This is a genomic window from Pseudooceanicola endophyticus (assembly GCF_018760365.1).
Classification (GTDB): Bacteria; Pseudomonadota; Alphaproteobacteria; order Rhodobacterales; family Rhodobacteraceae; genus Pseudooceanicola; species Pseudooceanicola endophyticus.
The window spans coordinates 198375-218491 of record NZ_JAHIAB010000006.1 but is presented as its reverse complement, the minus strand read 5'-3'; the positions used below and the strand labels follow the sequence as shown (position 1 = coordinate 218491).

At 67.3% G+C, this 20117-nt stretch carries 22 protein-coding genes and 1 other RNA gene; 11 read left to right on the top strand and 12 right to left on the bottom strand.

The window, feature by feature from the left end; translation table 11 throughout:
- Window positions 1–62: 62 nt before the first annotated feature.
- The 8 genes from KM176_RS12635 to KM176_RS12600 all read right to left on the bottom strand — a co-directional run bounded on the left by KM176_RS12635 (window position 63) and on the right by KM176_RS12600 (window position 7300).
- The gene (locus KM176_RS12635) at window positions 63–1028 is read right to left on the bottom strand and encodes an ABC transporter permease (protein ID WP_160894538.1); all 966 of its coding nucleotides are present in this window, start codon (window positions 1026–1028) and stop codon (window positions 63–65) included.
- A 1-nt stretch (window position 1029) separates the two neighbouring features.
- Window positions 1030–2124 carry an ABC transporter permease gene (locus KM176_RS12630; RefSeq protein ID WP_160894537.1) on the bottom strand — a complete coding sequence of 365 codons (1095 nt, stop codon included), beginning with the start codon at window positions 2122–2124 and terminating at the stop codon, window positions 1030–1032.
- Window positions 2117–3721 (bottom strand): ABC transporter ATP-binding protein, encoded by a 1605-nt coding sequence (locus KM176_RS12625; RefSeq protein ID WP_160894536.1) that lies wholly within the window; start codon window positions 3719–3721, stop codon window positions 2117–2119. Before KM176_RS12625 ends, KM176_RS12630 begins: the two co-directional genes overlap by 8 nt.
- A 120-nt stretch (window positions 3722–3841) precedes the next feature.
- On the bottom strand, window positions 3842–4849 hold the full coding sequence (locus tag KM176_RS12620) for a BMP family lipoprotein (protein ID WP_160894535.1): 1008 nt from the start codon (window positions 4847–4849) through the stop codon (window positions 3842–3844).
- A gap of 159 nt (window positions 4850–5008) precedes the next feature.
- Entirely contained in the window at window positions 5009–5428 is a 420-nt protein-coding gene (locus tag KM176_RS12615; RefSeq protein ID WP_160894534.1) for a GNAT family N-acetyltransferase, read from the bottom strand.
- Window positions 5425–6063, bottom strand: coding sequence for a tRNA (adenosine(37)-N6)-threonylcarbamoyltransferase complex dimerization subunit type 1 TsaB (tsaB, locus tag KM176_RS12610; RefSeq protein ID WP_311136160.1), 639 nt, complete (start codon window positions 6061–6063; stop codon window positions 5425–5427). The genes KM176_RS12615 and tsaB overlap by 4 nt, the downstream gene beginning before the upstream one ends.
- A gap of 76 nt (window positions 6064–6139) precedes the next feature.
- Window positions 6140–6703, bottom strand: a complete 564-nt coding sequence (locus tag KM176_RS12605) for a NifU family protein (protein ID WP_160894533.1) — start codon at window positions 6701–6703, stop codon at window positions 6140–6142.
- A 141-nt stretch (window positions 6704–6844) separates the two neighbouring features.
- Entirely contained in the window at window positions 6845–7300 is a 456-nt protein-coding gene (locus KM176_RS12600; protein WP_160894532.1) for a universal stress protein, read from the bottom strand.
- A 136-nt stretch (window positions 7301–7436) separates the two neighbouring features.
- Here KM176_RS12600 and rnpB point away from each other — a divergent pair.
- The 4 genes from rnpB to KM176_RS12580 all read left to right on the top strand — a co-directional run bounded on the left by rnpB (window position 7437) and on the right by KM176_RS12580 (window position 9790).
- Window positions 7437–7850, top strand: an RNA gene (rnpB, locus tag KM176_RS12595) — RNase P RNA component class A.
- 206 nt (window positions 7851–8056) lie between these two features.
- The gene (locus KM176_RS12590; RefSeq protein ID WP_160894531.1) at window positions 8057–8737 is read left to right on the top strand and encodes a PRC-barrel domain-containing protein; all 681 of its coding nucleotides are present in this window, start codon (window positions 8057–8059) and stop codon (window positions 8735–8737) included.
- 183 nt (window positions 8738–8920) lie between these two features.
- The gene (gene rpmG / locus KM176_RS12585; RefSeq protein ID WP_007799108.1) at window positions 8921–9088 is read left to right on the top strand and encodes a 50S ribosomal protein L33; all 168 of its coding nucleotides are present in this window, start codon (window positions 8921–8923) and stop codon (window positions 9086–9088) included.
- A 114-nt stretch (window positions 9089–9202) separates the two neighbouring features.
- Window positions 9203–9790, top strand: coding sequence for a GNAT family N-acetyltransferase (locus KM176_RS12580; protein ID WP_160894530.1), 588 nt, complete (start codon window positions 9203–9205; stop codon window positions 9788–9790).
- Between the two features lie 126 nt (window positions 9791–9916).
- On the opposite strand, the gene KM176_RS12575 is transcribed toward KM176_RS12580, so the two are convergent.
- The gene (locus KM176_RS12575) at window positions 9917–10654 is read right to left on the bottom strand and encodes a Bax inhibitor-1/YccA family protein (RefSeq protein ID WP_160894529.1); all 738 of its coding nucleotides are present in this window, start codon (window positions 10652–10654) and stop codon (window positions 9917–9919) included.
- Window positions 10655–10889: 235 nt separating this feature from the next.
- Entirely contained in the window at window positions 10890–11108 is a 219-nt protein-coding gene (locus tag KM176_RS12570) for a DUF1127 domain-containing protein (RefSeq protein WP_160894528.1), read from the bottom strand.
- 125 nt (window positions 11109–11233) lie between these two features.
- Here KM176_RS12570 and KM176_RS12565 point away from each other — a divergent pair, with 125 nt between their 5' ends.
- Window positions 11234–12217 (top strand): LysR family transcriptional regulator, encoded by a 984-nt coding sequence (locus tag KM176_RS12565; RefSeq protein WP_160894527.1) that lies wholly within the window; start codon window positions 11234–11236, stop codon window positions 12215–12217.
- 4 nt (window positions 12218–12221) lie between these two features.
- Here KM176_RS12565 and KM176_RS12560 read toward each other — a convergent pair whose 3' ends face one another.
- Complete coding sequence (locus tag KM176_RS12560) at window positions 12222–13178, bottom strand: NADPH:quinone oxidoreductase family protein (RefSeq protein WP_160894526.1); 957 nt, start codon at window positions 13176–13178, stop codon at window positions 12222–12224.
- A 333-nt stretch (window positions 13179–13511) separates the two neighbouring features.
- On the opposite strand from KM176_RS12560, the gene KM176_RS12555 reads away from it, so the two are divergent.
- The 4 genes from KM176_RS12555 (at window position 13512) to KM176_RS12540 (ending at window position 16549) form a co-directional block, all read left to right on the top strand.
- Complete coding sequence (locus KM176_RS12555; RefSeq protein ID WP_160894525.1) at window positions 13512–13880, top strand: helix-turn-helix domain-containing protein; 369 nt, start codon at window positions 13512–13514, stop codon at window positions 13878–13880.
- 127 nt (window positions 13881–14007) lie between these two features.
- Window positions 14008–14823, top strand: a complete 816-nt coding sequence (hisN, locus tag KM176_RS12550) for a histidinol-phosphatase (RefSeq protein WP_160894524.1) — start codon at window positions 14008–14010, stop codon at window positions 14821–14823.
- Complete coding sequence (locus tag KM176_RS12545) at window positions 14823–16163, top strand: 8-oxoguanine deaminase (protein ID WP_160894523.1); 1341 nt, start codon at window positions 14823–14825, stop codon at window positions 16161–16163. The genes hisN and KM176_RS12545 overlap by 1 nt, the downstream gene beginning before the upstream one ends.
- Window positions 16160–16549 (top strand): CAP domain-containing protein, encoded by a 390-nt coding sequence (locus KM176_RS12540; RefSeq protein WP_160894522.1) that lies wholly within the window; start codon window positions 16160–16162, stop codon window positions 16547–16549. The genes KM176_RS12545 and KM176_RS12540 overlap by 4 nt, the downstream gene beginning before the upstream one ends.
- A 78-nt stretch (window positions 16550–16627) precedes the next feature.
- Here the strand turns inward: KM176_RS12540 and guaD are convergent, their stop codons facing one another.
- Window positions 16628–17923 carry a guanine deaminase gene (gene guaD / locus KM176_RS12535; protein ID WP_160894521.1) on the bottom strand — a complete coding sequence of 432 codons (1296 nt, stop codon included), beginning with the start codon at window positions 17921–17923 and terminating at the stop codon, window positions 16628–16630.
- Between the two features lie 135 nt (window positions 17924–18058).
- On the opposite strand from guaD, the gene mgtE reads away from it, so the two are divergent.
- Both mgtE and KM176_RS12525 read left to right on the top strand, forming a co-directional pair.
- Window positions 18059–19450, top strand: a complete 1392-nt coding sequence (gene mgtE, locus KM176_RS12530; RefSeq protein WP_160894520.1) for a magnesium transporter — start codon at window positions 18059–18061, stop codon at window positions 19448–19450.
- On the top strand, window positions 19447–20019 hold the full coding sequence (locus tag KM176_RS12525) for a 5-formyltetrahydrofolate cyclo-ligase (protein WP_160894519.1): 573 nt from the start codon (window positions 19447–19449) through the stop codon (window positions 20017–20019). The genes mgtE and KM176_RS12525 overlap by 4 nt, the downstream gene beginning before the upstream one ends.
- Window positions 20020–20117 lie beyond the last annotated feature (98 nt).

Genomic DNA, 20117 nt, shown 5'->3' with positions numbered 1-20117 from the left:
TAAAAAATGCCCCGGAAAACAAGTCTCCGGGGCATTCAAATTTCTTGAAGGGGAGGTTGGCCTCAGCGTTCCTTGGTGTAGGGCTCTCCGCTGGCGCGCGGCGGGATGGCGGCGCCGACGAAACCGGCCAGGATGATGATCGTCAGGATGTAGGGCAGAACGTTCATGAACTGCACCGGAATGATGATCCCGTCCCCGAGGTTGATGTTCTGGTAGCGCAGCGCCACGGCCTGCAGCAGGCCGAACAGCATCGTCGCCGACAGCGCGTACCAGGGCCGCCACTTGGCGAAGATCAGCGCGGCCAGAGCGATGTAGCCGCGGCCCGCGACCATCTCCTTGACGAAGCCGGCCTGGAGCCCGGTGGACAGATAGCTGCCCGCCAGCCCGCAGAGCAGGCCCGCGATCAGCACCGAGGTGAAGCGCAGACGTGCCACCGAGACGCCGGCGGTGTCGACGGCGCCCGGGTTCTCGCCCACGGCGCGCAGGCGCAGGCCGAAGCGGGTGCGATAGAGGACCCACCAGGTCACCGGCACCAGCAGGAAGGCCACGTAGACCAGGATCGAATGCCCCGAGATCAGGTCATGGTAGACCGGGCCCAGCACCGGCACGGGTTCCAGCGTGTCGGCGAAGGGCAGGGTGATCGGCTTGTAGCGCACATCGCCAAGCGCGGGCGTCTGGCCGCCCTGGCCGAACCAGGTCTGGGCGATCAGCACCGTCATGCCGGAGGCCAGGAAGTTCAGCGCCACCCCGGAGATCAGCTGGTTGCCCCGGAAGGTGATCGAGGCCAGCCCGTGGATCAGAGAGAACACCAGCGAGGCGGCGATCGCGGCCAGCAGGCCGAGGATCACGGAGCCGGTGACATAGGCGATGGCGGCCGAGAAGAAGGCGGCGACCAGCGCCTTGCCCTCGAGGCCGATGTCGACCACGCCGGCGCGTTCGGAATAAAGCCCGGCAAGGCACATCAGCAGCAGCGGCGTGCCCAGCCGGACGGTCGAGCCGAGAAGTTCGATGATCGTGCTCAGGTCCATGTCAGCTTTCCTTCTTGCGCAGCGCCACGAACAGGCTTTCCAGCGGCCAGCGGACCAGGTTGTCCAGCGCGCCGGTGAAAAGGATCACGAGCGCCTGGATCACCACGATCAGCTCGCGCGGGATCGAGGTCCACATCGCCAGCTCGGCGCCGCCCTGGTAGAGGAAGCCGAACAGGATCGAGGCCAGGAAGACGCCCAGCGGGTGGTTGCGCCCCATCAGCGCCACGGCGATGCCGATGAAGCCCGCGCCCTCGGCCGAGTTCAGGATCAGGCGCTCGGCCTCGCCCTGGGTGGCGTTGACGCCCATCAGGCCCGACAGCCCGCCCGAGATCAGCAGCGCGATGATCATGATCTTCACCGGAGAGATCCCGGCGTATTTCGCCCCCGATTCCGAGAAGCCGAGCGAGCGGATCGCGTAGCCGAGCTTGGTGTGCCAGATCAGCAGCCAGACCCCGATCGAGGCGATCACCGCCAGGAAGAAGCTGACGTTGGCGGGCGAGCCGCGGAACATCTTCGGCCCCAGGAACGAGAACATGTCGTGGAAGCTGGGCAGGTGGGTCGCGGCGGGGAAGACCGCCGAGGCCGGCTCCATGGAGCCCATCGGGCGCAGGTGGTTGACCAGCAGGTAGTTGATCAGCGCTGCGGCGATGAAGTTGAACATGATCGTGGTGATCACGATGTGGCTGCCGCGCTTGGCCTGAAGATAGGCCGGGATCAGGATCCAGAGCGCGCCGAAGGCCGCCGCCGCCACCGAGGAGCCGATGATCGCCAGCGTCCAGTGCGGCCAGGGGATGAACAGGCAGGCCAGTGTCACGCCGAGGCTGCCCAGCACCGCCTGGCCCTCGCCGCCGATGTTGAACAGGCGGGCGTGGAAGGCCACCGACACCGCAAGGCCGGTGAAGATGAAGTTGGTGGCGTAATACAGCGTGTAGCCCCAGCCCGAAGAGCGCATCAGCGCGCCTTCGACCATGATCTTGAAGGCTTCCCAGGGGTTTTCGCCGATCAGCACGATGGCAATGGCCGAAATGGCCGCCGCCAGCAGCACCGAGATCAGCGGGACCAGGACCACGTCGGCCCAGGCAGGCATCCTATCCATTTTGCGAAGCCTCTTCTTGTTCCACGGCCGCGAGGCTTTCCTCGACCGCCTTCCAGTCTTCTTTTCCGGGTTCGCCCGAGATCCCGGCCATCAGCAGGCCCAGCTCGCGCTCGTTGGTCTGGGCGGGCAGGCGCTCGCCCATGATCTTGCCGTCGAACATCACCGCGATGCGGTCCGACAGCGACATGATCTCGTCCAGCTCGACCGAGACCAGCAGGATCGCCTTGCCGGCATCGCGCAGGCGGACGATTTCCTGGTGGATGAACTCGATCGCGCCGATGTCGACGCCGCGGGTGGGCTGGCCCACCAGCAGCAGGTCGGGGTTGCGCTCGATCTCGCGGGCCAGGACCACCTTCTGCTGGTTCCCGCCCGAGAAGTTCTTGGCCTTCAGGTCGGGATCGGGGGGACGCACGTCGAAACGGTCCATCTTGGCGGCGGCCTCGGCGCGGATCGCCTTGTTGTCCATCAGCGGGCCCTTCTGCCACTGCGGATCCAGGTGATAGCCGAAGACGGTGTTCTCCCAGGCGGTGAACTCCATGATCAGGCCTTCGCGCTGGCGGTCCTCGGGGACGTGGCCGATATTGGCCTGGCGGCGCGCGAACCCGTCAGAGCCCTTGCCCGACAGCGGCAGGGGCGCGCCCATCATGGTGATCTGCCCGGAGGCCTCCATGATGCCGCCCAGCACGTTCATCAGTTCCGACTGGCCGTTGCCGGCCACCCCCGCGATGCCAAGGATCTCTCCGGCGCGGATGTCGAAGGAGATGCCCTTGACCCGTTCGACGCCCTTGTCGTCGGTGACATGCAGGTCCTTCACCGACAGGATCACCTCGCCGGGGGTGGGGGGCTGCTTGTCGACGCGCAGCAGGACCTTGCGGCCCACCATCAGCTCTGCCAGCTCCTCCGGAGAGGTCTCGGCGGTCTTGACGGTGGCGGTCATCTGGCCGCGCCGCATCACCGAAACCGTGTCGGTGATCTCCATGATCTCGCGCAGCTTGTGGGTGATCAGGATGATCGTCTTGCCCTCCTTGCGGAGGTTGTCGAGGATGCGGAACAGGTGGTCGGCCTCGGCGGGCGTCAGAACGCCGGTGGGCTCGTCCAGGATCAGGATGTTGGCCTCTCGGTAGAGGGCCTTCAGGATCTCGACCCGTTGCTGGTGGCCGACGGAAAGGTGCTCGATCAGCGCGTCGGGATCGACGTGCATCTCGTATTCCTCGGCAAGCTGCTTCAGCGTCTTGCGGGCCTTGGAAACGGAGGGGCGCAGGAAGGCGCCATCCTCGGCGCCCAGGATCACGTTCTCGACGACCGAGAAGTTCTCGACCAGCTTGAAGTGCTGGAAGACCATGCCGATCCCGGCGGCGATGGCGGCCTGGCTGTCGGTGATGTCGGCCTTGCGGCCGTCGACCCAGATCTCGCCGGCATCGGCCTTGTAGAAGCCGTAGAGGATCGACATCAGCGTGGACTTGCCCGCGCCGTTTTCGCCGATGATGCCGTGGATGGTGCCGGGCATCACCCGGATGGAGATGTCCTTGTTGGCCTGCACCGGGCCGAAAGCCTTCGAGATCCCCTTGAGCTCGATGGCGGGGGCGATGTCTGTCATGTGAGGCGTCCCGTGCGTGCTTGTGTCAGTGGCGGAATGCGCAACAGGGGCCGCTGGTTTCGCGGCCCCTGTGCAATCAAGCCTTCCGGGCGGGACAGGGGTCCGGCCCGGCAGCTCCGATCAGAAATCGAGAGCCGGGCAGGTGTTGTCGGCGCTGTAGTCGTGCACCTTGATCTCGCCCGAGATGATCTTGGCCTTGGCGTCGGCGACCGAGGTCTTCATCGCGTCGGTGATCAGGTCGGCGTTGTTGTCGTCCATCGCGTAGCCCACGCCATCTTCGGCCAGGCCCTCGATCTTGACGCCGGTCTTCAGGTCCTCGCCCTCGGTCATGGCCTCTTTCACGGCCAGGTCGACGCGCTTGAGCATCGAGGTCAGCACGTGGCCGGGGTGCAGGTAGTTCTGGTTGCTGTCGACGCCGATGCCGTAGACGTTCTCGTCGGCGGCGGTCTGCAGCACGCCCAGGCCCGAGGCACCGGCGGCGGCGAAGATCACGTCGGAGCCCTGGGCGATCTGCGCCTTGGTCAGCTCGGAGGCCTTCAGCTGGTCGTTCCAGGCCGAGGGGTCGGTGCCGATCATGTTGGCGACGACCTTGATGTCGGGCTTGGCGGCCTTGGCGCCCTGGGCATAGCCGCAGGCGAACTTGCGGATCAGCGGGATGTCCATGCCGCCCACGAAGGACACGGTGCCGGTGGTCGACTTCTCGGCGGCCAGCATACCGACCAGGTAGGAGCCTTCCTCTTCCTTGAAGAGCACCGACAGGACGTTCGGGTGGCCATCGGGATCGACGTAGCCGTCAATGGTGACGAATTTCACGTCCGGGTAGTCGGCCGCGATGTTGGCGATCGGGGTCGAGAAGGAGAAGCCGGTGGTGATGATCGGGCTGAAGCCCTCTTCGGCGAAGCGACGCAGGACCTGCTCGCGCTGCGCTTCCGAGCTGATCTCGATGTCCTTGTACTTGCCGCCGGTTTCCTTGGCCCACTCTTCGGCGCCATGGTAGGCGGCTTCGTTGAAGGACTTGTCGAACTTGCCGCCCAGGTCATAGATCAGGGCGGGTTCGGCCACGGCCGCGGTTGCCGCCATCACGAGGGCAGTGGCGGCGGCGCCGAGGAAAGTGGTCTTGAGGGTCATGCGTGTCTCCCAGTTGCTTGGCCGTCTTCTCGTCGCGGTCGGCTGCGGCCCTTGCCTTGAGGATCGGAAACGATCTGTCCGATTTAGGACAGAGCCCCCTCATCCGGTCAATAGGATTTCCTGACCGTTTGGTTGAACGGGAACGCTGCGTCGCACGCTTTACCCGAGGGGCTTGCCCATGATTTCGGCGTCCTTGGACGATCCATCGGGCGCGCGGTAATAGCGCGGACGCCGTCCGGTCAACCGGAACCCAGCGGCAAGATAGAGGTTGATCGCAGCGTCATTGTCGGCGGCAACCTCCAGAAAGGCGTTTGCGGCCTTGCGCAAAAGGGCCTCGGCCTCGAACCGGGCCATCAGGACCCGCCCGGTGCCCTGGCGTCGGGCATCGGGATCAACGGCCAGGGTCAGCACTTCGGCCTCGTCCAGGATCACCCGGCCCAGCAGGAAACCGGAGGGTTCACGAAGCAGGAAGTTGGCCGGATCGCCCAGCAATTGGGCGAATTCATGGGCGGCCCAGGGGCGCGGCGTGCTGAAGCAGAGCGCGTGCAGCCGGGCCAGGCCGGCGGTGTCGGGGCTCATGGCAGGATCCGGGGCGGCGCGTCGCGCGGCGGGGCGGCATCGGCGGGGCGCATGTAGAAGGGGGCCGGGGCGGTCCGGGGGCCGGCCAGCCGGGGGCGGGCGGCGCGGGCGATGGCCGGGGCGGGATTTGCGGGCCCGGGCCGGGCGCCGGGGGCGGCGCCCAGCAGCTGCACGCCTGCCGGGATCAGGTCGGCGGGGATTGCATCCTCGGGAAACAGCTGCGCCTCTGACGTGCCTGTGTCGCTGAAGAGCTGGCCGTAAAGTTGCGCGCGGGGCGCGGGCAGGGTGGCCAGGGCCGGGCGCGGGGCGTCCAGCGCCAGCGCCTCGAAGCCGGTGACCCCAATGACGGGGATCTTCAGCGCCAGTGCCAGGCCCCGGGCCAGCGCCACGGCAATGCGGATGCCGGTGAAGTTGCCGGGCCCGACGCCCACTGCCAGCCCGTCCAGATCGGCCCAGGTGCAGCCCGCCTCGGCCAGAACCTCGTCCAGCAGCGGCACCAGCCGCTCGGCCTGGCCGCGCGCCATCTCCTCGCGGCGTTCGGCCAGCAGGCTGTCGCCGCGCAGCAGGGCGGCGGCGCAATGCGGCGCGGAGGTGTCGAAGGCAAGGATCAGCGGGGCAGGGGAAGCGGCGGTCACGGGACGTCTTTCGTGAAACGGCCTGCCGAAGCGAACTTCGGCAGGCCGGGTAAGGCGGTGCGGGCGATCGGCGCCGTCAGACGGCGACCGGGCGGACCTCGGTCACTTCGGGGATGTAGTGACGCAGCAGGTTCTCGATCCCCATCTTCAGCGTCAGCGTGGACGAGGGGCAGCCGGCGCAGGCGCCCTGCATGTGCAGGTAGACGATGCCGCGATCGAAGCCGTGGAAGGTGATGTCGCCGCCGTCCTGGGCCACTGCGGGACGCACGCGGGTGTCCAGCAGCTCCTTGATCTGGCCGACGATCTCTTCGTCGGGGCCGTCATGGTCGGCATGACCCGAGGCCGCGGGTTCGGAGCCGGCCATCACCGGTTCACCGGACTGGAAATGCTCCATGATGGCGCCCAGCAGGGCGGGCTTCAGGTGATCCCACTCCAGCCAGTCGGCCTTGGTCACGGTGATGAAGTCGGTACCGAAGAAGATGCCCGTCACGCCGTCGACGGCAAACAGGCGCTGTGCCAGCGGCGAGTTGAAGGAGGCGGTCGCCGAGGGGAAATCCGCGGTACCCGCTTCAAGGACGGTCTGTCCCGGCAGGAACTTCAGCGTTGCGGGGTTCGGCGTGGATTCGGTCTGGATGAACATCGGCAGGCCCTTTCTGTCAGCCCCCGATATGCGCTCTCGGGGGGCGGCTGTCAATCTTTGGAACCATTCTAAGGTGGCGCGCCCGGGGTGCCAAGCCCTGCAGGGAACGGCTCCGGTGCGCGGGCGCGCAGCCGGCTGCGCTCAGGTGATCGCTTCGAGCCGGTCCTTGGAGAGATCTTCGGGAACGATGGTGATCGGCACCGGCAGGGAGCCCGCGTTGCGGCTCATGGCGGCGACCAGCGGGCCGGGGCCGGACTTGTGCTTGGCCGCGCCCAGCACCAGCACGCCGATCTCCTCGTCCTCGCGGATCTGCGAGAGGATCTGTTCGTAGGGCTCGCCTTCGCGGATCACCAGCTCGGGCTCGATCTTCTGGCGGTCGCGCATCCACTTGGCGAAGACCTCGAAATGGGCCTCGATGCGTTCGCGGGCCTCGGCGCGCATGATGTCACCGACGCCGATCCAGTGGTTGAATTCATCCGGGGAAATCACCGACAGGATGGTGACGCCACCGCCGGTATGGGCGGCCCGCATCGCGGCAAAGCGCATGGCGTTCAGACATTCGCGGCTGTCGTCCAGGACGACGAGAAATTTGCGCATGATAATTCCTTTCGGGTCGCGCGGATCATGACGCAAGCCCGACGGGCGGGCAACGGCTTTGGCGGGACCTGCCGGCGGGAGAGTTTGCCCCGGGAGAGATTGACCGGCGCGCCCCGGCCCGCTAAGGGGCGCGGGCGCGGAGGGCCGGATGGTCGCGTCGGGGGCAACCCCGTCGAGGAAAGTCCGGACTCCACAGGGCAACGGTGCCGGGTAACGCCCGGCGGGGGCAACCCCAGGGACAGCGCCACAGAGAACAGACCGCCCCGGTCGGCCCGCATGGGCTGCTTCTTCGGAAGGGCCGGGGTAAGGGTGAAACGGTGCGGTAAGAGCGCACCGCGGGACGGGCAACCGGACCGGCATGGCAAGCCCCACCGGGAGCAATGCCGAATAGGGACTTCACGCGGGATGCCTTGGTATCACCGCAGGGCCGTCCTGGCCCGGAAGTCCGGGTTGGCAGCTAGAGGCCACGGGCAACCGTGGTCCGAGATGAATGATCATCGAACCGGGGCAACCCGGGGAACAAAATCCGGCTTACAGGCCCTCCGCGCATTTCCATCTGTCCGGTTTCGCCCCCTTCGGGGGGCTGCCGTGGCGTGGGCGGAGGGAACCCGCCGATCCGCTGCGCTGCGGCGGGCGGAGGATCGCTCGGCTCGTCCGGAGGGCGGGGAACGCGGGGCGGGAGGAGCGGGTTGGGTCCCCAGACAGCGGCTGAAGCGCCTTTCGGGGCATCGCCGCAGAAATGTGAGGAGTGAGACCATGACCAAGCTGTTCCGCACCACCAGCACCGCCGCCCTGATCGCCCTTGTGGCTGCCGCCCCGGTGGCGAGCTTCGCCCAGAGCACCGCGACGCAGACCACCCCCAAGGCCGAGACCTCGGCAACCGCGGATACCGGCTCTGCCTCGACTACGACCACGGCCGAAGGCGACACGATGGCCCCGGCGGGCGATGATTCCACCGGCCTTGCCCAGGACAGCGTCGCCGCCGACGGGACCGACGTGCAGACCGCCGATGCCGACCAGGCCAAGCCGGTCGAGGGCCAGATCACCATGCAGGATGACAACACCATCCTGGCCGACGACCTGATCGGCTCGACCGTCTACACGCCGGATGAGAAGACCGTGGGCAATATCGACGACCTGATCATCTCCATGGATGGCGGCGTGAAGGGCGTGGTGATCGGTGTCGGCGGCTTCCTCGGGATGGGCGAGAAGCATGTCGCCATCGAGATGGCCAGCCTCGACGTGCAGAATGACGAGGCCGGCAGCCCGCGCCTGGTGACCACGGCGACCAAGGCCGACCTTGAAGCCGCGCCCGCCTTCATGACCAAGGCGGATCAGAAGAAGGCCGGCGATGCGGCGGGCATGTCCTCGGGGGGGACGGGGGCCGACATGACCGGCACGGGTTCGGCGGACACCACCACGACCGAGACCAAGTGACCCCGATTCCCGGTGATCTTTGCAAAGGGCGGCCCCGTGCCGCCCTTTTCAGTGAAAAAGCACCGAAGGGGGCAAGATTCGCAGTTGACTCGGGGCTTGGTTCAAGTAGAAGCCGGGCTTCAAGAGTTTTCGAGGACGAGGTGCCCGCCGTGGGCGTCCTGCGTCTGATGCAGGAGAGAAACAATGGCGAAGCCGACGACTATCAAGATCCGTCTGAACTCGACCGCGGGCACGGGCCATTTCTACGTGACCAAGAAGAACGCGCGTACCATGACCGAGAAGATGACCGTACGAAAGTACGACCCGGTGGTGCGGAAGCATGTCGAGTACAAAGAAGGCAAGATCAAGTAAGATCCCCTTCGACGACCATGCAGAAAGCCGCGCCGCAGAGCGCGGCTTTTTCATTTGGGGCCGCGCCCTGTCTCCCTTCCAGACCCGAGACAGCCCCCGCGATTGGAGCCCCCGATGCCCTTGCCCCCCTGCGATTTGCCGCCCGATGACGCGCGGCCGCTTTCCCTGCCCTTGCCGCAGGCCCTGCAGTCCGATGACCGGCTGCTGATTCGTCCTGCCCTGCCTGCCGATACCGAGGCGGTGGGCCGGATGATTCAGCGCTCATACCGGGCGCTGCTGGCCGAGGATTACCCTGCCGAGCTGCTGCGCGAGGCGCTGCCGCTGATCGGTCGGCCCCGGCCCGGGGTGCTGACCTGCGGAACCTACTTCATCGCCGAGATCGACGAACGGGTGCTGGCGGGGGGCGGGTGGACCGATGCCTCTCCTCTGGGGGCGCCGGGACGGACCGGAGAGGCCCATATCCGCCACGTTGCCACCGATCCGGATGCGATCCGGCGCGGGCTGGGGCGGCGGGTGATCGGGCGGGTCATGCGCTCGGCCCGGGCGGCGGGGGTTCGGGTGTTGCATGTCCAGGCAACGCTGACCTCGGCGCCGTTCTATGCCGCGCTGGGATTCGAGCCGAGGGCGGGGATCGAGCTGCGGCTGCCCAACGGGTTGCTGTTCCCGGCGATCCAGATGCGCTGGGAGGCCCGCGGCGAGTGAAGGGGGCTCTGCTCCATCAGCCTGCGGCTGAGTCCCCCGAGGTATTTGGGACAAGAAAATGCGCTGGAAAAGGAAAAGGGCCGGTCGTTGCGACCGGCCCTTTCGTATGTGGCTTTCGGTGTGCCGTCAGTCGCGGTTGCCGAAGAGCTGCAGCAGGAACATGAACATGTTGATGAAGTCCAGGTAGAGCTGCAGGGCGCCCATGATGGCGGCCTTGCCCAGCCATTCCTGGTCGGCGACCCGGGCGTGCTGGATGTAGGTGGTCTTGATGTTCTGCGTGTCGTAGGCGGTCAGGCCGGCAAAGAGCAGCACGCCGAGGATGGTGATGGCGAATTGCAGGGCCGAGCTGGCCAGGAAGATGTTGACCACCGAGGCGATCAGGATGCCGATCACGCCCATCATCAGGAAGGTGCCCATCGCGGAGAGGTCACGCTTGGTCGTGTAACCCCAGAGCGAGAGGCCGGCGAAGGAGATCGCGGTGACCAGGAAGACCTGGGCGATCGAGACGCCGGTGAAGGCCACGAAGATCCAGCTGAGCGACAGGCCCATCACCGCCGCGAAGGCGTAGAAGAAGGTCTGGGCGCCGGCCACCGACAGGCGGTTGAGGGCCGCGCCGAAGACGAAGGCCATGATCAGCGGGGCGAACATCACCGCCCAGCCCAGCATGTTGGGGCGCAGCGTCATGGGATCGCGGAAGATGCTGAGCAGTTCAGGGGAGCTGCCAACGGCCCAGGCCACGAGGAAGGTCAGCACCATCCCCACGGACATGGTGCCGTACACCTTGTTCATGTGAGCGCGCAGACCCGCGTCGATGGCCGCGGAGCGGGAGCCCGCAGCCGTGCGCATCGTTCTGAATTCAGCCATTGAAGCCTCCGAATTGAAACCAGTTTCGCCCCTGGATGGAGCAATTGGCCTCAATATCGGGAACCGCTTCGGGTATTTCAAGATTGTTGACCCCCACAAATATGCGCGAATCCGTGTGAGGGCAAAAAAAGACCCGCGAAGGGGCGGCCCGAAGGCGCCTTCGCGGGTGCAGTGGGTGCCGGGGTCGGGGAGACCGGGGCACGGGGAGCCGGCCCGGACAGGCCGGGCGGAAGGGTCAGAGCGAGAAGCGGCGCGGGGCGTCCCAGGCGCGGCGGGCGGCTTCGGCCCGGGCGGCTTCGCGGCTGTAGCCGATGTCGGAGAGCAGGGCGTCGCTCAGCTTGCTGAGGGCGCGGCGTTCGCGGCGCACGCGCAGCAGGGTCGCAAGATACGCGAACGGCGAGCGCTTTGCCGGGGCCGTCCGCGACAGGTCGGTGGTCAGAATGCGCGTGGTCATGTCCTATCCCTTTTCGTCGCTGATCTGTCGGTCTGTCTTCATGATTTCCGTTGATGGATATGCGCCGGTATGTTCAATATTGGAAATGAATGTTTCTGAGACACACCATCACGGGAATTGATGATATGCGGAATCTCGACATGACCTCGCTGCGCAGCTTCGTGGCGGTGGCCGATCACGGCGGCGTGACGAAGGCGGCCGGGATCCTGAATTTTACCCAGTCTGCTGTCTCCATGCAGTTGAAAAGGCTTGAAGAAACTTTGGGGATCGAGCTTCTGGACCGGTCTTCCCGGCGCATCGCTCTGACCTCGGCCGGAGAGCAGCTGCTGGGCTATGCGCGTCGTATCATCGAAATGAATGATGAAGCGCTGACCCGGCTGACCAGCAAGAATTACGAGGGCGAGATCGTCCTCGGGGTGCCGCATGACATCGTCTACCCGGTGGTGCCGGGGGTGCTGAAGCGATTCTCCACCGAGTTTCCGCGCATGAAGGTGCAGCTGGTCTCGGGCTATACCCGCAGCCTGAAGGAGCAGTTCGAGCGCGGCGAGGTCGACATCATCCTGACCACCGAGATCGAGGCCGGGCCGCGCGCCACCGTGCTGGACGAACGCCCGCTGGCCTGGATCGGCGGCCATGGCGGCACTGCGTGGCGGCAGCGTCCGCTGCGCTTCGCCTCGGGGCGCAACTGCGTGTTCCGGCCCCATGCGATCCGGATGATGGACCAGGCCGGGCTGGATTGGGAGAACGCGGTCGATACCGGATCGGACCGCACGGTCGAGGCCACGGTGTCGGCGGATCTGGCGATCAGCGTGATGATCGAGGGGAGCGAGCCGCCGATGCTGAGCGTGATCGAGCATGGCGGCGATCTGCCCGAGCTCGGCACCCAGCTGATATGCATGTATGTCCAGGAGCGCGGCGCCGGGGAGGTGGGCCGGCGCATGGCCGAGCTGCTGCGGCTGGGCTATGCCGTGGCCGAGACCACGCCGGCCCCCGGGGCGCGGCGCGAGGCGGCGATGAGCAGCGCCGAGGCGCCCTCGGCCAGCCTGCGCCGGCATTCCTGGCAGCAGGAACTGGCCCGGGCGCGGCGCAGCGGCCAGGCCCGGGGCTGAGCGGTCAGGGCGTCACGATGATCTTGCCGCGGGCCTGGCGCTGGCGCAGCATCTCGAGCCCCTCCATGGCCTGTTCCAGCGGGAAGGTGTTGCTGATGTGCGGCTTCAGGCGCCCCTCGGCCAGCCAGCCCAGCAGCCGGGCGATCGAGGCGGTGACGATCTCGGGGGCGAAAAGGTAATAGGCGCCCCAGTAGACCCCCAGCAGGTCGATGTTCTTGACCAGCATGTGGTTCGGGCGGACCTCGGGCAGGGAGCCGGAGGCGAAGCCGATGATCAGGATCCGGGCCTCGGGGTTGCAGGCGCGGAAGGCGGCGGTGAACAGATCCCCGCCCACCGGATCGTAGACCACATCGGCGCCGCCGAGGTCTTTCAGGGCCAGGCGGACGTCCCGGGTCTCGCTGTCGATGAAATGATGGGCACCGGCGGCGCGGGCGATGGTTTCCTTCTGCGCGCCCGCCGCAACGGCGATGACGGTGGCCCCCATGATCCGGCCCAGCTCGCAGGCGGTCAGGCCGACGCCGCCGGTGGCGCCCAGCACGACCAGGGTTTCGCCGGGTTTCAGCCGGGCGCGATGCGCCAGCGCCAGGTGGCTGGTGCCATAGGCGATCTGCAGCGCGGCGGCGTCCTGATAGCTGACGGCATCGGGCAGGGCGACCATCCGGGCGGCGGGAAAGGCGCCGTAATCGGCCAGCGCGCCCTGACCGCTGTAAACGGCGACTCGCGTTCCGGTTGTGAATCCGGATGCCGCTCCGGCGGCTTCTACGCGGCCCGCGCATTCCAGCCCGAGCGTGAACGGATGAGTCGGCGTGTCCTGATAGCTTCCCTTGATCATCAAAGTGTCGGCAAAGTTCAGCCCGGCGGCAAAAATCTTCACAAGCACGTCATTGTCGCCAAAGGCGGGCCGGTCGATCCGTTCCAGCCGGGGCGCCTCTCCCGGAGCGTTGCAACGAAGGGCACGCATCCCGTTCCTCCCATTTCACAATGTTTTCCGCGAGATACATGAATGTGCTGAGCGCACGCTTTTCCGCACTGCGGCATGGGGAAGGATGCTGCATTGCGGCAGTCGGCACAACAGGGACGATAGACGCAGGCTTGATGTGCCTTCGAAAATTGAATTACCAACAATTCCGGGTGTGTTGCTGCCGGGGGGCAACTTGCGTCTTGGTTGAAAACTGTTAACATCCGGACACGCTGTAGGGATGCGCGGCGTCTATTTTGCAACCTTTGCCCCGCGTGGCGATCTCCTGTTTCCCCAAACGGGTTTCGGCGCGCCGGGCCTATTCAGGAGCCAGGAATGACTCATCCGGTGGATGTACATGTTGGTAAACGCATTCGTCATCGCAGGTGGCTGGTCGGCATGACCCAGCAGCAGCTCGCGGAACGTGTCGGTATCAAGTTTCAGCAGATCCAGAAATACGAAACGGGCGCCAACCGCGTCAGCGCCTCGCGCCTTTGGGACATCGCCGATGCCCTCGAAGTGCCGGTCAGCTTCTTCTTCGAAGGCCTCGAGGCCGAGAATGGCGCGCTGCATGGCGATGCCGTGCCCGCCGACGTGATGGGCGACAAGGAAGCTCTGGAGCTGATCCGCTCCTATTACGCGATTCCGGAAAACCAGCGCCGCCGCCTGTTCGAGCTGGCCCGCGTGCTGAGCGACGTCGCCTGAGGCGATGCCCGGCGGGCGGTTCTCTCTCCTCCGCCCGCCCGAAGACCTTCCCGCTGCGGCGCGCTTGTCAGGCGCGCCGTGTCGCGTTAGCCCTGACGCCGATCTGATTTCCGGAAAGAGAGGCCGCATGGTGTCCGAACGCAGCACGGCGGAGGCGGCAGAGCTGCTGGCCTGCGCCCATGAGATGGCGGATGCCGCGGCGGCGGTGATCCTGCCCTATTTCCGCACCGCGGATCTTGGCGAAGACAACAAGCTGGCCGAAGGCTACGACCCGGTGACCGAGGCCGACCGCGCCGCCGAACAGGCGATGCGCGCGGTTCTGGCCCGCCTGCGTCCCCAGGATGCCATCCTGGGAGAGGAATACGGCACCCAGGCCGGCGACAGCGGCCTGACCTGGGTCCTGGACCCGATCGACGGCACCCGCGGCTTTGTCAGCGGCACCCCCACCTGGGGCGTGCTGATCGGGCTGATGGACGGGGCGCGCGTGCTGCTGGGCATGGTCGATCAGCCCTATACCCGCGAACGTTTCTGGGGCGGCTTCGGCGAGGCCCGGATGCGCGGCCCCCACGGCGACCGGCCGCTGGCCACGTCGAGCACGCAACGCCTTGATCAGGCCGTTCTTTTCACCACCTTCCCCGAGGTCGGAACGGCCACCGAAGGCGCCGCCTTCGCGCAGGTCTCGCAACAGGTGAAGCTGACCCGCTTCGGCATGGACTGCTATGCCTATGCACTGCTGGCGATCGGCACCGTCGATCTGGTGATCGAGGCCGGGCTGAACTCCTACGACATCCAGGGCCCCCTGGGCGTGGTTGAAGCCGCCGGCGGAATCGTCACCGACTGGAAGGGCGGTCCCGCGCTGATGGGGGGGCGGGTGATCGCCGCCGCCAACCCGGCGCTGCATGCCGCTGCCCTCGCCATCCTCTCGACCATCCCGGAGGGCTGATGTCCGCGATCCTGATCCGCAACGCCGATCACATCCTGACCATGGACGACACCCGCTCCGAGCTGACCGGGGCCGATATCCTGGTCTCGGACGGGGTCGTGCAGGCCATCGGGCCCGGTCTTCAGGCGCCCCCGGGCGCGCAGGTGATCGACGCCGCGGGCTGCCTGGTCACGCCCGGTCTGGTGAACACCCATCACCACCTGTTCCAGACCCTGACCCGGGCCGTGCCCGGCGGCCAGGACGCGCTGCTGTTCGGCTGGCTGCAATCGCTCTACCCGATCTGGGCGCAATTCGGCCCCGAGGAATTCCACGTCTCGGCGCTGACCGGGCTTGCCGAACTGGCGCTTTCGGGCTGCACGCTCAGCTCGGACCACTGCTATGTCTTCCCGAACGGCGCGCGGCTTGAGGACAGCATCGCCGCCGCACAGGAGGTCGGGCTGCGCTTCCACGCGACCCGGGGCGCCATGTCGATCGGCGAAAGCCGGGGCGGGCTGCCCCCGGACAGCCTGGTCGAGGACGAAGCCGCCATCCTGGAGGATTGCATCCGCGTCATCGACCGCTTCCACGACGCCTCCGAAGGCGCCATGCTGCGCGTCGCCGTCGCCCCCTGTTCGCCCTTCTCCGTCTCGCGCGAGCTGATGCGCGACGCCGCGCTCCTGGCGCGCGACAAGGGCGTGATGCTGCACACCCACCTGGCCGAGAACGACGAGGATATCGCCTATTCCGAGGCCCATTTCGGCTGCCGTCCCGGCCAGTATGCCGAGGACCTTGGCTGGACCGGAGAGGACGTCTGGCACGCCCATTGCGTGAAGCTCGACACGGCCGAGATCGACCTGTTTGCCCGCAGCGGCACCGGGATCGCCCATTGCCCCTGTTCGAACTGCCGCCTGGGCTCGGGTATTGCGCCGGTGCGCCCGATGCGCGACGCGGGCGTCAAGGTGGGTCTTGGCGTCGACGGTTCGGCCAGCAACGACAGCGGCAACCTCGCCGCCGAGGCCCGCATGGCGCTGCTGCTGCAACGGGTTCGCTTCGGCGCCGATGCGATGAGCGCCCGCGAAGCCCTCGAAATCGCGACGCGCGGTGGCGCCGACGTGCTGGGCCGGCCCGACTGCGGGCGCCTTTCGCCCGGCAAACGCGCCGACATCGCGCTCTGGGACATGACCGGGATCGAGGCCGCCGGCAACTGGGACCGCGCCGCCTTCCTTCTGGCGGGGCCGGTGAAGGTGCGCGACCTGCTGGTCGAGGGGCGCCACATCGTGCAGGATGGCACCCTGCCGCATCTCGACCTGCCGGCGCTGATCGCCCGCCAGACGGCGCTCGCCGCGCGCCTCGCCGCGTGAGCGGGGACGACGAATCCCGCCTCTTCGCCGCGATCAACGCGGCCCGCGCCGCGCAGGGCCTGCCCGCACTCTCCCATGACCCCCGGGCCGAGGCGGCGGCCCGCGCCCAGGCCCGGGACATGGCGCAGAACCGCTTCATGGGCCATGGCGGCAGCGATGGCTCCGGCCCGGCGCAGCGGCTGGAACACCAGGGCTACCGCTGGTCCTTCGTGGCCGAGAACCTCTCCTTCAACTATCCCTCGCCCGAGGCGACGGTGGAGGGCTGGATGACCAGCCCCGGCCACCGTGCCAATATCCTGGCGCCCGAGGCCCGCGACCTGGGCGTTGCCCGTGCCGATGGCGCGCTCGGCCCCTACCGCGCGGCGGTCTTTGCCGCCCCGCTGTGACGGGCTCTCTCATCTGGCCGGAAATATCCCGGGGGGATCAGCCGCAGGCTGAGGGGGGCAGCGCCCCCCTGCGCCCTCTCAGCCCTTCACGGGCCGCCCGTTGATCCAGACCGCCTGCACCGCCCGGTCATCCCCCATCATGAGGGTGGGGAAGACGGCCTCCCAAAGATCTTCCGCCCGCACCGCCCGCTGGGCGATGGCCGGCGTCGATTCGAGGTCCAGCACGACGATGTCGGCCTCGGACCCCGGCGCCAGCGTGCCGATCAGGTCTCCCATGCCGATCGCGCCCGCCGACCCGGCGGTCGCCAGCCACAGAAGCTGCGCCGGATGCAGGGGCGTGCCCTTCAGCTGGCCGATCTCGTAGGCCGCGCCCATGGTCCGCAGCATCGAAAAATCCGATCCGCCCCCGGTGTCGGTTGCCAGCCCGACGCGGATCCCGGCGCCCTTCATGCCCACCATGTCGAACAGGCCCGAGCCGATGAAGGTGTTCGAGGTCGGGCAATGCACCACCGCGGCGCCGACCTCGGCCAGCCGGTCGATCTCGCGCGGTTCCATGTGGATGGCGTGGCCATAAAGACCGTTCCCGCCCAGCAGCCCGTAGGCCTCGTAGGTGTCCAGGTAGTCGCGCGCGCCCGGAAACAGCGACTTCACCCAGGCGATCTCGTCGGTCTGCTCGCTCAGGTGGGTCTGCATCAGGCAGTCGGGATGCTCGGCCCAGAGCGCGCCCATCGCCTCCAGCTGCCCGGGCGTCGAGGTGGGCGAGAATCGCGGCGTGATCGCGTAGGAGATCCGGTCGACCCCGTGCCAGGCTTCCAGCAGCGCCTTGCTGTCGTCATAGGCGCTTTGCGCCGTGTCGCGCAGCCCCTCTGGGGCGTTGCGGTCCATGCAGGTCTTGCCCGCGACCACCCGCTGCCCGCGCTTCTGCGCTTCGCCGAAGAAGGCCTCCACCGAAGCCGGGTGGATGGTGCAGAAACTGACCATGGAGGTGGTGCCATGGGCCGCCGTCAGATCAAGATAGCGCGAGGCGATCTCGGCCGCATAGGCGGGATCGGCAAAGCGCATTTCCTCGGGGAAGGTATAGCTGTTCAGCCAGTCGATCAGCCGCTTGCCCCAGCTTGCGATCATCGCGGTCTGGGGGAAATGCACATGGGCATCGACGAGGCCCGGCAGGATCAGCCCCTTGCCATACGGGACTTCGCGGGCCCCGGGATGGGCGGCGCGCAGCGCCTCGGCGCTTCCCCGCGCCAGGATCCTGCCCTCCGCGATCAGCACGCCGCCGTGCTCTTCGATCAGGCAGGCCTCCTCGAAGGGCACGACGAAGGGATCGGCGATGAAATCCAGTATCCGTCCCGTCAGCAGAACCTCGTCGCGCATCCTCAAGTCCTTCTCTCTTGCACTCGTGCCGCCGGTCAGGATACCGGCGCCGAAAGGGCACGTAAATCGTACCCGCAGCATTGTTTATGCGTCCCGGCGTCCTCTATGGTCCCGGAGACGGAAAGAGGGCCGCCCATGAACGATCTTGCCGATCCCACAGAGGAAGAAACCGGCCCGGACGAGGCCGCCTACACGCTGGACCGCAAGGCCATGACGGCGATTCTCTATGCCGTGGACGTGGGTGACCGCGATCAGCTTGTCGCGCTGCTGGAGCCGCTGCACGCGGCCGACATCGCCGACATGCTGGAGCAGATGAACGCCTATGACCGGCGTCGCCTGGTCGAGCTTTACGACAAGGAATTCGACGGCGAGATCCTCTCGGAGCTGAACGAGGGCGTGCGCGACGAGATCATCCAGTACCTCAATCCCGAGGTGCTGAAGGAGGCCGTGCGGGAACTTGATTCCGACGATGTGGTCGATCTTGTCGAATACCTCGAAGAGCCGCAGCAGGAAGCCATCCTTGAGGCGCTGGAGATCGCCGACCGGGTCGCGGTCGAGCAGGCGCTGACCTATCCGGAGGAATCGGCGGGCCGCCTGATGCAGCGCGAGGTCGTCGCGGTGCCGGAATTCTGGACCGTCGGCCAGACCATCGACATGATGCGCGAGCGCGAGGACCTGCCAGAGCAGTTCTACCACGTCATCCTGGTCGATCCGAAGATGCGTCCGGTGGCCCATGTCACCCTGGGCAAGCTGATGGCAAGCCCGCGCAAGACCGCGCTTTCCGAGATCACCGAGCCGGGTTTCCGCACCATTCCCGCGCTGCAGGATGAGGGCGACGTGGCCTATGCCTTCAACCAGTACCACATCATCTCGGCGCCGGTGGTGGACGAGGACGACCGGCTGGTCGGCGTCATCACCATCGACGACGCGATGATCGTTCTGGATCTGGAACACGAAGAGGACATCCTGCGCCTGGCCGGTGTCGGCGAGGGGTCGCTGAACGACCGTTTCACCGAGACGGTGAAGCAGCGCCTGCCCTGGCTGGCGGTGAACCTGTGCACCGCGATCCTGTCGGCCAGCGTGATCTCTCTCTTCGAGGATGCCATTGCCAAGGTGGTGGCGCTGGCGGTGCTGATGCCCATCGTTGCCTCGATGGGGGGCAATGCGGGGACCCAGGGGCTGACCGTGGCGGTGCGCGCCATCGCCACCAAGGACCTGACCGGCGCCAACGTCTGGCGGGTGATCCGCCGCGAGGCCGCCGTGGGCGTCGTCAACGGGCTGAGCTTTGCGCTGATCATGGGGATCATCGCCTTCGTCTGGTTCGGCAGCCCGGTGCTGGGCGCCGTGATCGGCGCGGCGATGATCGTCAACCTCTTCGTGGCCGCCATCGCCGGGACGGTGGTGCCGGTGGTGCTGAACTGGCTGAAGGTCGACCCGGCGCTGGCCTCGGGGACCTTCGTGACCACGGTGACCGACGTTGTGGGCTTCTTCTCCTTCCTCGGTTTCGCCGTGCTGGTGCTCCTGTGAGCGATCTGGTTGCCCTGAAGGGCGCCGCCCGCAAGGCCGCCTTCGCGCGCCGCGCCGCCGCCCATGCCGCCGCCGGGCCGGGGCGGGCGGGAATGCTGTCATCGGTGCTGGCGGGCTATCGCGGCGTGCCGCTGGCCGGCTACTGGCCGATCCGCACCGAGATCCCGCCGACCGCCGCGCTGGAAGAGGCCGCCGCCCATGGCCCGGTGGGCCTGCCGGTGATCCTGGGCCCCGGCCAGCCGCTGCGCTTTGCCCTGTGGGAGCCGGGCTGCGAGATGGTGGCGGGCGAATACGGCGCCCATGTGCCGGCGCGGCTGGAGTGGATGGTGCCGGAGATCGTCATCGTGCCGCTGGTGGCCTTTGATCGCCGTGGCGGGCGGCTGGGCTATGGCGGCGGCTTCTACGACCGCACGCTGGAGGCGCTGCGGGCGCAGCGCGCGACCCTGGCGGTGGGCTATGCCTATGGCGCGCAGGAGGCGGAAGAGCTGCCGCTGGAGGCGACGGACCAGCCGCTCGACCTGATCGTGACCGAGCGCGAGGTGATCGTGCCGGGGGCCTTGCCGGGCTGAGCGCTGCGGGTTTGCGGGAACCCGCAGGGCGGTTCGGGCGATGAACCGGGGTGGGGGCTCTGCCCCCGTCGCTGCGCGACTCCCCCGCCATATTTGGG